Raw genomic sequence first — 13,120 nt, forward strand, 5'->3', positions numbered from 1 at the left:
GCAGCATCAACACCATGAAGAAAGGAGACGAATTCGATGGAGCACCATCGCCGCACCGCCCGCCCGTCAATGAAGGATGTGGCCGCGCTGGCGGGAGTCAGCTATCAGACCGTCTCCCGTGTGATCAACCATTCGCCCGACGTGTCAGTTGACACACGCAATCGTGTGCGCCAAGCCATCCAGCGGCTCGGCTATCGCCCCAGCAATTCCGCGCGAGCCCTCGCATCGAGCCGTTCCCGCATCATCGGCGTGATTATGGGAGGCGACCAGTTCCATGGCGAGGTGCAGACCTTGCAAGCGATTGAAGCTGCTGCACGGTCTCGCGGCCTGTTCGTCGCCGTGTCGATGATTCGCAAGGCCATGTGTTCGCAAAACGATTTCAACCATCTGTGTGACGGCTTTGACGAACTCAACGTGGACGCGTTCATCATGATGGTGCCGACGGATGTCCTGTTCACTGCGGCGTGTCGCGCCCCGGTCACTAGGCCGCGGATTTTGCTGACGGCGACACACGGCGGAACCAGCATTAGCACCGGGCTGAGCATGATTCATGACGAAGCTCAGCGCGACCGGACGGCGGTCGTGGGCATCGACCAATGGGGGGCCATGGACCGGCTGCTCAGCATGATCGCCGGCTATGGGCACCGCACGGCCTTGTATATCGCAGGGCCTTCTCAGTGGCGTGATGCGACGACACGGCTCGAAGCGTGGCGTGAACTGTCCGCGCAATACGCGATTTCCTCGAATGTGGTTCGATGCCGCTCTTGGCAGTCCGATGAAGCGTACGCGCAAATGAACCATGTGCTGGAATACTTCGGCTCATCAGGCGCCAAACTGCCGACGGTGATTGTCACGGCAAGTGACGCTCAGGCCATCGGCGTGGCTCGTGCGTTGCGTGAGCACGATATTCGCATTCCGCAGGACGTCAGTTTGGCCGGTTTTGATGACATTGCGGTGGCCAGCGATACGTTCCCGCCGTTGACGACGATTCGTCCGGACTACAGCCAGCTTGGCGTTGCCGCGATGCGTGAGGCGCTGTTCCTGATGGGGGAGGGGCCGGAACCCGGCTATCCGGTCTCCACGTACGGTGTCGGCCAGGTTGAGGCGAAAGTCGTCAAACGAACCTCACTGGCGGGCGTATCGCTGGGACGGTGACTGTCCGCTCAGTTGCGAAACACCGGAGCCGGAAGCGGAGAGCTGGGAGTGGTTGGAGCCAGAGCAAGCGCATCCACCAGTTTTGCGGTTCCGCCCGCCTTCGCACGGGATGACGCGGGATTATGGAGTATTGGTCGCGGTTTGCGGAAACTCTGGTGGATGCCGAGACAATCAGCTACAATACCCCCATTGTGATCGTGACCGTATGCGGTTGGCATGCAGCGTCCCCGGATCGTCTGAATCCCAAGTTTTCAGGCCTTCACAGCATGGTGCCCCCATCATGCGCGGACCGCTCCGCCGGCTGCCGGACGCATCGACCGTCACCGGATGGTGTCGACCAACCCCGTTGCCGTGCGACCGCTACGAAGCGGACAACACGGCAGACAGGCGGCGAGGTCCCCGGCGCAGGCCGCTCAGCTCCAGGTCAACGGGTCCAGTGAGATGTTGTCATGTGATTCGCGTACGCGGAAAGGGGTCGGCATGTTCGATAAGCGGCTGTTTTCGTTGACGCCGGGCATCAAGCGCTTGGTGGCTGCGAAGGTGGTATGCCTATGGGTGTCGCTGTTGGCGGATATCGGATTCGCCTATGTTCTGGTTGGTCTGCTCGGCAACATCCTCGGGTATGTCGAGCCGCTTGACGCGTCCAAATGCACCCAGCTCAACGCGATCGGCAGGTGCCTCAACCCTGCGCAGACACAGGGTGATTCGGCACTCGAATCCGGCAAACATGCCCTGTCGGCGTACCCGGACAATTACGGCATGTTCATCCTGTTCATCGCCGTCATCGTTGTCGTGAAATACGTGGCCACCCGCTGCTCCGCCTATTTCGGCACCCGCGCCAGCGAAAGCGTCAAACTCGCCCTGCGTGAGAAGCTGTACCGCAAAATGCTGCAACTGGGCCCCTCCTACGCCCAGCGCGTACGCACCTCCGACGTGGTCCAGTCCGCAGGCGAGGGCATTGAGCAAATCCAAAGCTTCTTCGAACTGTTCCTTCCGCAACTGTTCTATTCGATTCTCGCACCGATCACCCTGTTCATCTTTGTTGCCCCCGTCAATTTGCCTGCCGCGCTGGTGCTGCTGGTGTGCGCTCCACTGATTGTCATCATCGTGGGGCTGGTCGCGATGAGCGCCTCCCGCGTGTTCAAGAAGTACTGGGGCAAGTACACGGATATGGGCGCTGCGTTCCTTGACGACCTGCAGGGTTTGGAAACGCTGAAAACCTTCGATGCCGACGGGCGTGCGGCCGAGGACATGAACCGCAAGGCCGAGGAATTCCGCGTGATGACCATGCGTGTGCTGCAAATCCAGTTGCGCTCGCTCTCGGCGATGGACCTGGTGGCGTACGGTGGCACCGCGGCCGGTATTGGCGTGGCGATTTGGCAGTTCATGATCGGCCAGATCTGGCTGCCGGCTGCCTTGGTGGTCGCGCTGCTGTCGGCGAGTTTCTTCCTGCCGTTGCGCCAGTTGGGGTCGTATTTCCATGTGGCGATGAACGGCATGACGTCCACGAAGCGCATTTTCGCGCTGCTGGATGCCCCGGTGCCGCATCACGGCAGCATTCGTCTGCCTTCTGTCGCGGATTCCGTGTCAGTGACTTTCGACCATGTCGGATTCGCTTACGGCTCTGGCGATGATAAGAACATTGCTCTGCATGATGTTGATTTCTCCGCGCAGCCGGGCCAGTTGACGGCCATTGTCGGCGTGTCCGGGTCCGGCAAGTCCACGGCAGCAGGTCTGCTGGGCGGTTCGTTGGTCGGCTATGACGGCTCGATTCGTCTCGGTTATTCTCTGCTCGGCACATCCGCGGATGTGGAACTGAGTGATGTTGCGGAGCAGTCGCTGACGGGCGCGGTCACGGTCGTCAGCGCCCGCAGCCACTTGTTCGCTGGCACACTGCGTCAGAATCTGGTGATGGCCAAGCCCGGCGCCACGGACAACGACCTGTGGGTCGCGCTGCATCAGGCGCGTATCGATGATTTCGTGTGCGCCCAGCCCGGCGGTCTTGACATGAAAATCGAGCAGGATGCGGCGAATCTGTCAGGCGGCCAGCGCCAGCGCTTCGCGATTGCCCGCGCCTTGCTGCGTGACAGCGCGATTTATGTGTTCGATGAGGCAACCAGCAGTGTAGACGTGGAAAGCGAGAACCGTATTCTCGCTACCATCCGCGATTTGGCGGACCGCAAAACGGTGCTGATGATTACGCATCGTGTTGCGAATGCGGTGCTCGCCGACCAGATTGTGGTATTCGACCATGGCACGGTCGCCCAGACTGGCCAGCACGATGCGCTGGTGGTCACGGATGGCGTGTACGCGAAACTGTTCCGGGCACAAGCGGTGTTCGAGCATGTCTCCCACCGTGATGACGCACGGATGATGGTCGGTAGCGAGCAGATGCGCCAGCTGGCGGGTATGGGCAGCCGTGCTGCGGCATCCGGTGCTTCCGCCCTGTCTATGGGCGACACATCTCAATCGGCCTCTCAATCGGCGGCTGAGCCGGTATCTGAGCCTTCGTCAACGGATACGGCGGCGAACGCCAACAGTGCTGACACCAGCCCGGATACCGCCCCGGGAACCGCCTCCGCTGTCGGTGACACGCCCGGCAAGCGCCCCGGCTCAATGTCGTTGATCGGCCGTTTGCTCGGCGAAGTCCGGCCGTTGAGCTTGTACATGGTCCAAGCATGCCTGTATGGCACTATCGGTCATCTATCGGCGACATTCCTGCCGGTGTTCGGCGTGTGCGCCCTGTTCGCTCATCTCGGTCATCCGGTGTGGGAGCTGTCGTCCCGCACCGCGGTGATCTGCATGGTCGTGTGCGGTGTGTTGCGCGGTATCATGCGGTACGCGGAACAGTATATGAACCATAATGTGGCGTTCCGCCTGCTGGCGCTGTTCCGTTCCAAGGCCTTCGCCGCGCTGCGCAGGCTGGCTCCTGCCAAACTCGCAGGCAAAGGCAAGGGCGATTTGATCTCGCTGATTACCACTGATGTCGAATTGCTGGAGATCTTCTTCGCGCACACGATTTCGCCGGTTGTCATCGCCGTGGTGACCACGGTGGTGTTCGCGGTCGCGGCCTTCACCCTCGACCCGTGGTTCGCGTTGCTGCTGGTCGTCTCTCATCTGATTGTCGGCGTATTGCTTCCCCGTCGTTTCGCGGCGAGCGTGCGTACGCTTGGCCCGAAGATTCGCAAGTATTCCGCGCAACTTGACGATGTCATGCTTGACGATATGCACGGTCTGGACGAAATCATCCGGTTCGGGCAGGGCAGTAAGCGGCTGGGCAACATCGTCTCAAGAACCCGCCGCCTGTGGTCGGAACGCTCCCGCCTGAGCCGCCGTACCGGTCGTTTTACTGCAATCGGCGGTCTGCTGGTTATCGCAGCCACGGTGGGCGCGGTCATGGTCGCCTTGCGTGTGTCACAGGGCAATCCGTTCTCCATCCCGAACGCGGTGGTCGCCGTGGTGCTGATTGCCAGCTCGTTCGGTCCGACCCTCGCCTTGAGCGCGCTTCCGGCGAATCTGACGCAGACCTTCGCCTCCGCGAGGCGTCTGTTCGCCCTGCTTGATGAGCAGCCGGCGGTTGTGGAGACGGGAACCGACAAGCCTGAGTATGACGGCATGGCGTTCGAGCACGTGGACTTCTCATACCGCCCTGACCAGCCGATTGTGCGCGACCTGTCCCTGGCTGTTCCCAAGGCCGGCATCCTCGGCATTCAGGGTCCGTCCGGGCGTGGCAAGTCAACAGTGCTGAAACTGTTGATGCGCTATTGGGATCCGAAGCGCGGCCAAGTCCGCTTCTCCGGTGTGCCTCTTCCGCAGGTGGATGCGGCCTACCGCCGTCGTGTACAAACCATGATGAGCCAGGAGACATATCTGTTCGATGGGTCGATCGCGCAGAATCTGCGCATCGCCGACGAACATGCGAATGACGAGCAGCTGCGCGAGGCGTTGCGAAAGGCTTCTGTGCTGGATCTGGTCGATTCGCTGCCTGACGGGCTGGATACGCAGGTCGGCGAGCTTGGCGGGCGCCTGTCCGAAGGCGAACGGCAGCGCATCGGCTTGGCACGTGTCTTCCTGCGCAAGGCGGACTTGGTGCTGTTCGATGAGCCGACCAGTCGTCTGGACGCCTTGAACGAGGCGGTGATTCTCACGTCAATCAATCAGATGGCCGCCGAGCGCGATGTCGCCATTGTGCTGGTCTCGCATCGGCAGTCGACGATGCGTGTCGCCGACGTGGTTGTGCGGGTCTGATGTCGATCGGACGGCGTCAATCCACTGGCGCCGTCCATCTAAATCCATCTAAATCCATCTAAATCCGTCTAGGTCAGTCAATGAGCTGTCGCTCATCTACCGCGCCCATCGCCCCAAGCTCTCAGCCTGATGTGCGTGGTGGAAACGGAAACGTGGAATAACGGTGGACATCCCCGTCCAGCTGCCAGTTGCGTTCCCCGGGTGCGGGATAATACGATGCGGGATATTTTCAGTTGGATTGCATCGGTGCGGCCCAAGGTGTGGCATAGCCGTACCGGGCTGCATACCGGGGATTGGTGAGGAGCAAGATGAGCAGACATACCGCGCAGCACGGCAATATGCCCGGTGTCCATGGGGGCAGGCGCAGGCATATCTGGCCATGGATTGTACTGGCTGTTCTAGTGGTCGTGGTTGCAGCCGCAGGCATCACGGCATACACCTTCTACAAGCAGGCCATGGAAGTCAAAGCCCACGAGGAGAAGGCGATTTCGCTGATGTCCGGCCTGAAGGGGCTTTCGGGATCAGGTGCGTCCGGCATCAGCAAAGACACGGTGGATTCCATCAACGCGGTGTTGCCGCAACTGCAATCGGAAACCGCCACCGCCGAACAAATCACGAACGGCAAGCTGTGGACGCTGGCATCCCACATGCCGGTGTACGGCGATGACATCACAACTGTCCGCGGCATGACACGCATCGTGCATGCGCTGACCACCGAGTCGATTCCGCAGCTGAGCTCCACACTGGGCACGTTGGTCAACACACCGCTGACCACGGACGACGGGTCGCTGAACCTCGAGCCGATCACCCAGGCGGCCACATCCATGAAGGCCGCGAACGAGCCGCTCCAGAATCTGGTCAAGGAATATGACGCCCTGCCGCAACCCAAAATCGGTAAGGTCGCTACGGCGTACGCCAGCGGCAAGAAACAGTTGAACGCGGCGGGAACGACCATCAACAATCTTTCCAGCGCGCTGGATATCATCCCCGGTTTCCTCGGTTCCGGCGGCGCGAAAACGTATGCGATCATGGCGATGACCACGTCCGAAGCGCGTTCCAGTGGCGGCCTGCTGGGTTCGGTGGGCGTCATGACCACCGACAACGGCAAGATTTCCATCGGTGATTTCCATTCGAACAACGAGTACATTCCGTATGGTGCCGGAGACCCGACCGCGGACGAGCAGCGGATTTTCAATCAGTGGGGGCCTCTGCAGATGTCCTTCGACATGCGTGATCTCGCGGTGTACCCCGATGCGCAGCGTTCGGCGGAAGGCATGCGCGCGATTTGGCAGCGCACCCCATGGGGGGCGAGCCAGAACTTGGACGGCGTGCTCATGGTCGATCCGGTGTTCCTGCAGAAGATGGTCGCGATCAACGGGCAGGTCACCTTGTCGGACGGCCGCGTACTCGACGGCACCAATACGGCGGAATTCTTGCTCAACACCGTGTACAAGGAATATCCGGTGAGTATGCAGGACCGATATTTCACCGAGGTCGCAACTCAGTCGATCAGCGCGATGTTCTCGAATATCAACCTTGAGAAGCTCACCCAGGTCGGTCAGGCGATGTCCTCGCTTGCACAGAACCGGCACTTCTCCATGTACAGCTTCGATGAGGCGACGGAAAACTCGTTACTGTCCGCCGGCTTCACAGCATCCACGCCGAGTGACGAGGCCAACCCGAAGATCGGCGTGTACATCACCGAGCAGAACCCGTCCAAGATGGACTGGTACGTGCACCGCACGACCAAGATCACGCGCACGTCGTGCAATAGTGACGGTTCGCAGACCTACCATGTGGAATACACGCTGAACAACACAATGACGAATGCCGAACTGGCCAAGGTACCTGATTACATCGCCGGTGGCGTCCAAGTGCCGAGTCTGGCGCGCGGTATGGCCGCCGAGAAGATGCTGATTTACGCGCCTGCCGGCGGGTCGATTTCGAATATCACCACAAGCGGGAACGGCACGGTGTCCGTGGCGCCGAAGCAGACCACGTTGAACGGCAAGGGCGTCACCACGACGCTGGTGCTGTTGAACCCCGGAAAATCGATGACCTACTCCTTCGACGTGACCACCTCCACGAAGGCTACGGCAGACCTTGGTGTTGACCAGACGCCGATGGGCTGGGAAGATCCTGGAGTGAGTGTGGATACCTCGGCTTGTGCCATCGGGACGAAGTAACGCAGGTACAACCGGAGGCAGCAACGGCACCTGTACGACTCATTATCCAAGCCGTCCAGGTGCCGTTTGCCATAACGGTCTAGAGACCCGCGGAAAACCTATTTGCGGAACACCTTGGTGTAGGAGCCTTCTGCCCGCGGCCTGACCACGATCGAGTCGATATCGACGGTATCGGGCTGGTCAAGCGCCCAACGGACGCATTCGGCGATATCCTCGGCCTTCAGCGGGTCCGGTACCCCGGCATACACAGCTGCGGCCTTGGCAGCGTCGCCGTGGAAGCGATGCATCGAGAACTCATCGGTATGCACCATGCCGGGGGAGATATCGACCACGCGAATCGGCTCGCCGATCATCTCGAGCCTCAAGACGCGGGCCATCACGCGTTCGGCGAATTTCGACGCGCAATACCCGGCACCACCCTCATACGGTTCGATGCCTGCGGTCGAGGAGATGACGAGCACGGTTCCGGCAGACTTCTTGAGCGCGGGGAGCAGTTTCTGCGTCATGCGCAGCGTGCCGAGCACGTTGAGTTCGTACATTGCCCGCCAATCGTCGATGCTCGCGGTGGCGACCGGATCCTTGCCGATGGCCCCGCCGGCACAGTTGACGAGCGCCTTGACTGGCCCGCCGGCGAGTATTGTCTCTACGGCTGCCTGTGTGCTTGATTCGTCGGTGATGTCGGCGGCGATCGGCTCGACTGCATCGCCGAGTTCCTGAGCCAATGCGTTGAGACGCTCGGCCCTGCGTGCCAGTGCCACGACGTGCCATCCGTCTGCGACCAGCGCGCGGACCGTCGCCGCGCCGATTCCGCTGGATGCTCCGGTCACAACCGCGCGCTGGTCGCCGTCAGCCGGCTGTGGGGTTGATTGTCCTGCAGGTGATGTCGTAACTGGCGTTACATGCCGTGTTGCCGTTGGTGTTACTGATTGCGTTGTCTGTTGTTCTGTCATGGTCATCCTTCCTGCTGCTTTCGCAGCGGTGTCATGCTCGTCCGGCTGGTTTCAGCATCCGGCAGCGGTCATCGCTTTGTCAAGCCGGGCGACGCCTTCGGCTGCTTCCTCGGCGCTGATTACGCAAGGCGGGGTCACGTGGATGCGGTTGTTGTGCACGCCGAGCACCAGGTTCAGTTTGTCTGCCTCCGCCACGATCCGCTGCATACTGGCGTCATCAAGCGGCTCTTTGGTTGTCCGGTCGGCGACCAGCTCCACCGCCCAGAACACGCCCTTGCCACGCACCTCGCCGATGGTCGGGTGATGCTCGGCAAGCGCCTGAAGACCCGGCCCGAGCACGTCTTGGCCGACATCGTGAGCATTGTCGACGATATGCTCGCGTTCCATCGCCTCCTGCGTGGCCACAATCGCGCCCATCGCCAGCGGGTGTCCGGAATATGTGAGGCCGCCCGGGAACACGACGTCGTCGAAATACTTGGCGACCGGGTCGGACATGATTACGCCGCCAGCCGGGACATACCCGGAATTGCACCCCTTGGCGAAGGTGATGATATCCGGCGTGTAATCGTAGTCGTCGAGCGCGAACCAGAATCCGGTTCGCCCGAAGCCGGCCATCACTTCGTCGGTGATCATCAGAATGCCGTATTTACGGGTGATTTCGCGCACACCCTTGAAATAATCCTTCGGCGGGATGATGATGCCCGCGGTGCCGGGAATGGATTCGAGCAGTACGGCGGCGATGGTGTCCGGCCCCTCGAACTGAATCACATGCTCGAGATGAGTGAGCGCGCGCTCGCATTCCTCCTCCTGCGTGGTGGCGAAGAATTCGGAACGGTACAGGTACGGTGTGAAGAAGTGGACGTGGCCGCGCGCGTAATCGTTCGGTTTGCGCCGCCAGTCGCCGGTCGCGCTGATTGCCGCGCCCGTATTGCCGTGGTAGCAGCGGTAGGAGGAGAGAATCTTGTCGCGCCCGGTGACCAGACGTGCCGCGCGCATGGCGTTCTCGTTCGCGTCGGCGCCGGCGTTTGTGAAGAACACCTTGTCGAACCCTTGAGGTGCGCGGCGTGCAACAAGCGAGGCTGCCCGTCCGCGGGCGAGGTTCGCGTAGTCGGGGCCGATGGTGGCGAGCAATTCGGCCTGTTGCTTGATGCCTTCGACGACCGCGGGGTGCTGGTAGCCGATATTCACGTTGACCTGCTGGCTGGTGAAGTCCAGCATCTCGCGGCCATCCGCGTAGTTGAGCCACACGCCGTGGCCGGTGACCACCTCGGTTGGGTGGAGGTTGCGCTGTGCGTGCCAGGAGTGGAAAACGTGCGCGCGGTCCAACGCGTAGGCGTCGTCCCAGATCGTCTCATCTGCCGAGCAATCGTGTCCCATGATGTGTCCTTTCCTAGGATGGGTTCCGGCGTCGGGCCGGCTGTGTTCATTTGGCATCGCATGTGACGCCATGTGACGTTGCAATTGGCATTGTGGGCAATGAACATTTCGCGTTTTACGTGGACATTTCCTGTTGTGCATCGTCTTGAAACACCGGAATAACCGCGATTGGCGATACTAGGCGTGTCATATGAAGCGTGTGCGCGTGGGCCGCGGAGAGTGCAGAAGGCGAGAAGGCGAAATGATCACAGACAATAAGCACAATGATTCGAGGATTCGTCATCCGGACGATGTTAAGTCCGGTGCCGGCAGCGGCAGCGGACTGGTAGATTCCCGTGATTCCAGTGGCTCCCTTGCCCTCCAAGGTCCACAGCAATCTCAGGACGGGCAGGAGCCCGATGATTCCGCGGGAACTCCCGTGTTGGCCGGCGCTGCGGATTCTGGCGCGTCCGGCATCCGGGCGGGGCATACGCTGGTCGTCGAGGCCGAGCGCCTTGCAGGATTCGTCCGTACCCAGACCGCGAGGGCGACTCCGCAACGCATTGTCGAATCGCTGACCACGTTGGTCTCCACTGAAGTTTTGCCTGAAGGAACCCGTCTGCCGACCGTTCGCGCACTTGCGGCGGCACTCCGCGTGAGTCCGGCCACGGTTTCCGCCGCGTATCATATGCTCGCCCGTTCGGGGGTCATCCATTCGCGGGGTAGGGCGGGCACGTTCGTGCTTCCGCAGGCGCTGTCCGAAGTAAACATTCCGCCGGCTTCGGCTGCGTCATTCGCAGGAGGCGCGGATGGCTGGGGAGCGCGTACGGCCATGTCTTCGGTGGCGGGTGCCCGAGCCGTGTTCGACATGTCTGATGCGGGCCAAATCCTTGAGATGCCGGGCGATGAGGAAGAATCCAGGCAACATAACAGCGAAGATGCTGGACTCGACGGAGAGCGTGATGCCGGACGGGCGGCCGGGCGTGCTGACGGAATGGACGACGGAATGAGCGAGGGGCATGCCGACGGACGTGATGCCGGGCCGAATCATGGTCGAAAATCCGGGCGAAATAACGACGCGTATGCTTCTCGCACATCGGGCGCCAGCGCGTCCGGATTCGACAGGCGTGCATCCGGTCAAATGCGAGGCTTCGCCGCCGTCCACGCCCCGGTCATCGACTTGTCCCGCGGAACTCCGGACAATACGCTTCTGCCGCCAATCCGCCCATATTTGGCCCGGCTTGGCAACCGGCGGGCATTCGTGAACTCGTACACCGGGCCGACAATTCTGCCGATGCTGGAGGAGGAATTGCGCGGCGATTGGCCGTATGATCCGCAGGCGATGACCATGGTGTCCGGGGCGGGGGATGGGCTGGCGCTTGCCATCGCCACATTCGTGCGCCATGGCGATGTCGTGATTGTCGAATCGCCCACGTACCCGTTCATTCTTGATGTGCTGCGCGAAAGCGGGGCAATCGCCGTCGGCGTGCCGGTTGATGCGGAAGGCATGGATCCCAATCTTTTGTTCGAGGTGCTGGAGCGTTTCAGCCCGTCCGCGGGACCGACGCACGACCAGGGCCGTCGCATCGGCATGATCATCATCCAGCCGCGGGCGCAGAATCCCATAGGTATCAGCTATACGCCCCAGCGGTTGTCGGTGATCGCCCGGGTGTTGCGCATGTGGGAGCAGGAAGCCGCCGGGCGTGAGATTCCGCCGATTCTCGAGGATGATAGCAGCGGCATGGTTGCTGATGTATTCGCGGTGTCCCTAGGGTCCCTGTTGCCTGACCGGGTGATTCATATCCGCAGTTTTTCGAAGTCGCATGGCCCCGATTTGCGGCTTGCGGCGTTGTCGGGGACGCGTGAAGCGGTTGATGCGATTGTGGAGCGGCGACGGCTGGGAGCCGGCTGGGTGAGTCGGTTCTTGCAAGAGCTGCTGTGCGAGATGCTTGCGGATCGTCAAGCGTATTCGACCATTGCAGGCGCACGCCACACCTATGCGCTCAGGCGCAAGACGATGGCTGCGCTGCTGGAGCGTTTCGGGATGCAAACCGTGCCGGGCAGCGGATTCAATATGTGGTTGCCGGTGCGCGATCCGGCTGCGGCGAGGCGGATTCTCGCGCAGGAGCATATCCGTGTGGCGGAAGGCGGACGGTTTCTGCCGGAATTCCGCGTCTCGGCAAGTGATGACGATTCGCGTGTGCAGGAGTGTGTGATCGGCGGCGACGATTGGGTGGATGGTGGAATCGTCGGGAGCGATGTGATTGCTGGGGTTGTAGGTGTTGAGAGGACTGCGGGCGTTGATGTCGCTGGTGCTGGCGGTGACGCTGAGGTTGGTGGTGTTGCTGGGACTGGTGGGGTCAGCGCTGCCAGTGTCGGGGATGCTGGTTGCAGGGCTGGTCGCGAAATCGGTGACGCCGCCTATCATGTTGCCGACACCGCAGGCATCGGAACTGTTGGAGCAGGCGGTTTCAGCCGTGCTTCGACTATTGGTATTGATGGCACGGCCGCAACGCTGCTGACTGATGCGGGTGTCACCCAAGGCAATGCGATGCGAGTGACGATTTCGCAACCCGAAGCAATCACCGAGCACGTCGCCCAATGCCTGGTCCAAGCTGCAACTGCCTGAGCTAGGGCGGTGAGGTCCCGCGCAGCTGCCCGGATTCACATCTCCGCCGCGTCCCTCGATCCAAACCGCAAACTCCTCACCGTGTGAGTGAATCCTCACACGGTGGCCGCTCAGCTGATGCGGGTGGCTGGTTCTGGTCGTCGATCCGGTCACTGTGTGAGTCAATCCTCACACGATGACCCTTTGGAATGCCGGTACTGCTAGTCCCGACCGCCGGCATGGTCATTGTGTGAGCTGATCCTCACAAACTCGCCCTTTGGCTGGCCCGTGTGGCCGATTCCGGTTACTTGCCGGGCCGTTGTGTGAGTCAATCCTCACACGATGCCCCTTTGGAATGCCGGTACTGCTAGTCCCGACCGCCGGCATGGTCATTGTGTGAGTGAATCCTCACACACTCTCCCCTCGGGTTGTTGATATTGCTTGCCCTGACCCCTTGTCGGGTCGTTGTGTGAGCTGATTCTCACAAACTCGCCCTTTGGCTGGCCCGTGTGGCCGATTCCGGTTACTTGNCAGGCCATTGTGCGAGCCAATCCTCACATAGTGGAGCCTTTGTGCTCCCATCCACTGCGACCTGTGTCGGCTCGGTGCTGGCGTTC

The 13,120-nt window shown here is 61.2% G+C and carries 6 protein-coding genes; 4 read left to right on the forward strand and 2 right to left on the reverse strand.

Going from position 1 to position 13,120, the window contains the following annotated elements; genetic code table 11:
• The first annotated feature begins 36 nt into the window (after positions 1 to 36).
• The 3 genes from CQR48_RS01790 (at position 37) to CQR48_RS01800 (ending at position 7,589) form a co-directional block, all read left to right on the forward strand.
• Positions 37 to 1,155 carry a LacI family DNA-binding transcriptional regulator gene (locus CQR48_RS01790; protein ID WP_101451773.1) on the forward strand — a complete coding sequence of 373 codons (1,119 nt, stop codon included), beginning with the start codon at positions 37 to 39 and terminating at the stop codon, positions 1,153 to 1,155.
• A 480-nt stretch (positions 1,156 to 1,635) separates the two neighbouring features.
• Positions 1,636 to 5,403 (forward strand): thiol reductant ABC exporter subunit CydD/CydC, encoded by a 3,768-nt coding sequence (locus CQR48_RS01795; RefSeq protein ID WP_101451774.1) that lies wholly within the window; start codon positions 1,636 to 1,638, stop codon positions 5,401 to 5,403.
• 308 nt (positions 5,404 to 5,711) lie between these two features.
• Positions 5,712 to 7,589, forward strand: a complete 1,878-nt coding sequence (locus CQR48_RS01800) for a DUF4012 domain-containing protein (protein ID WP_101451775.1) — start codon at positions 5,712 to 5,714, stop codon at positions 7,587 to 7,589.
• 98 nt (positions 7,590 to 7,687) lie between these two features.
• On the opposite strand, the gene CQR48_RS01805 is transcribed toward CQR48_RS01800, so the two are convergent.
• Both CQR48_RS01805 and CQR48_RS01810 read right to left on the reverse strand, forming a co-directional pair.
• Positions 7,688 to 8,539 carry an SDR family oxidoreductase gene (locus CQR48_RS01805; RefSeq protein WP_244898883.1) on the reverse strand — a complete coding sequence of 284 codons (852 nt, stop codon included), beginning with the start codon at positions 8,537 to 8,539 and terminating at the stop codon, positions 7,688 to 7,690.
• Positions 8,540 to 8,590: 51 nt separating this feature from the next.
• Entirely contained in the window at positions 8,591 to 9,916 is a 1,326-nt protein-coding gene (locus tag CQR48_RS01810; protein WP_101451777.1) for an aspartate aminotransferase family protein, read from the reverse strand.
• A 241-nt stretch (positions 9,917 to 10,157) separates the two neighbouring features.
• Here CQR48_RS01810 and CQR48_RS09090 point away from each other — a divergent pair, with 241 nt between their 5' ends.
• A complete protein-coding gene (locus CQR48_RS09090) occupies positions 10,158 to 12,524 on the forward strand; it encodes an aminotransferase class I/II-fold pyridoxal phosphate-dependent enzyme (protein ID WP_180334491.1) in 2,367 nt (788 codons plus the stop codon).
• Positions 12,525 to 13,120: the final 596 nt, after the last annotated feature.

It is taken from the genome of Bifidobacterium thermophilum (assembly GCF_002846655.1).
In the GTDB taxonomy this organism is placed as follows: domain Bacteria; phylum Actinomycetota; class Actinomycetes; order Actinomycetales; family Bifidobacteriaceae; genus Bifidobacterium; species Bifidobacterium thermophilum.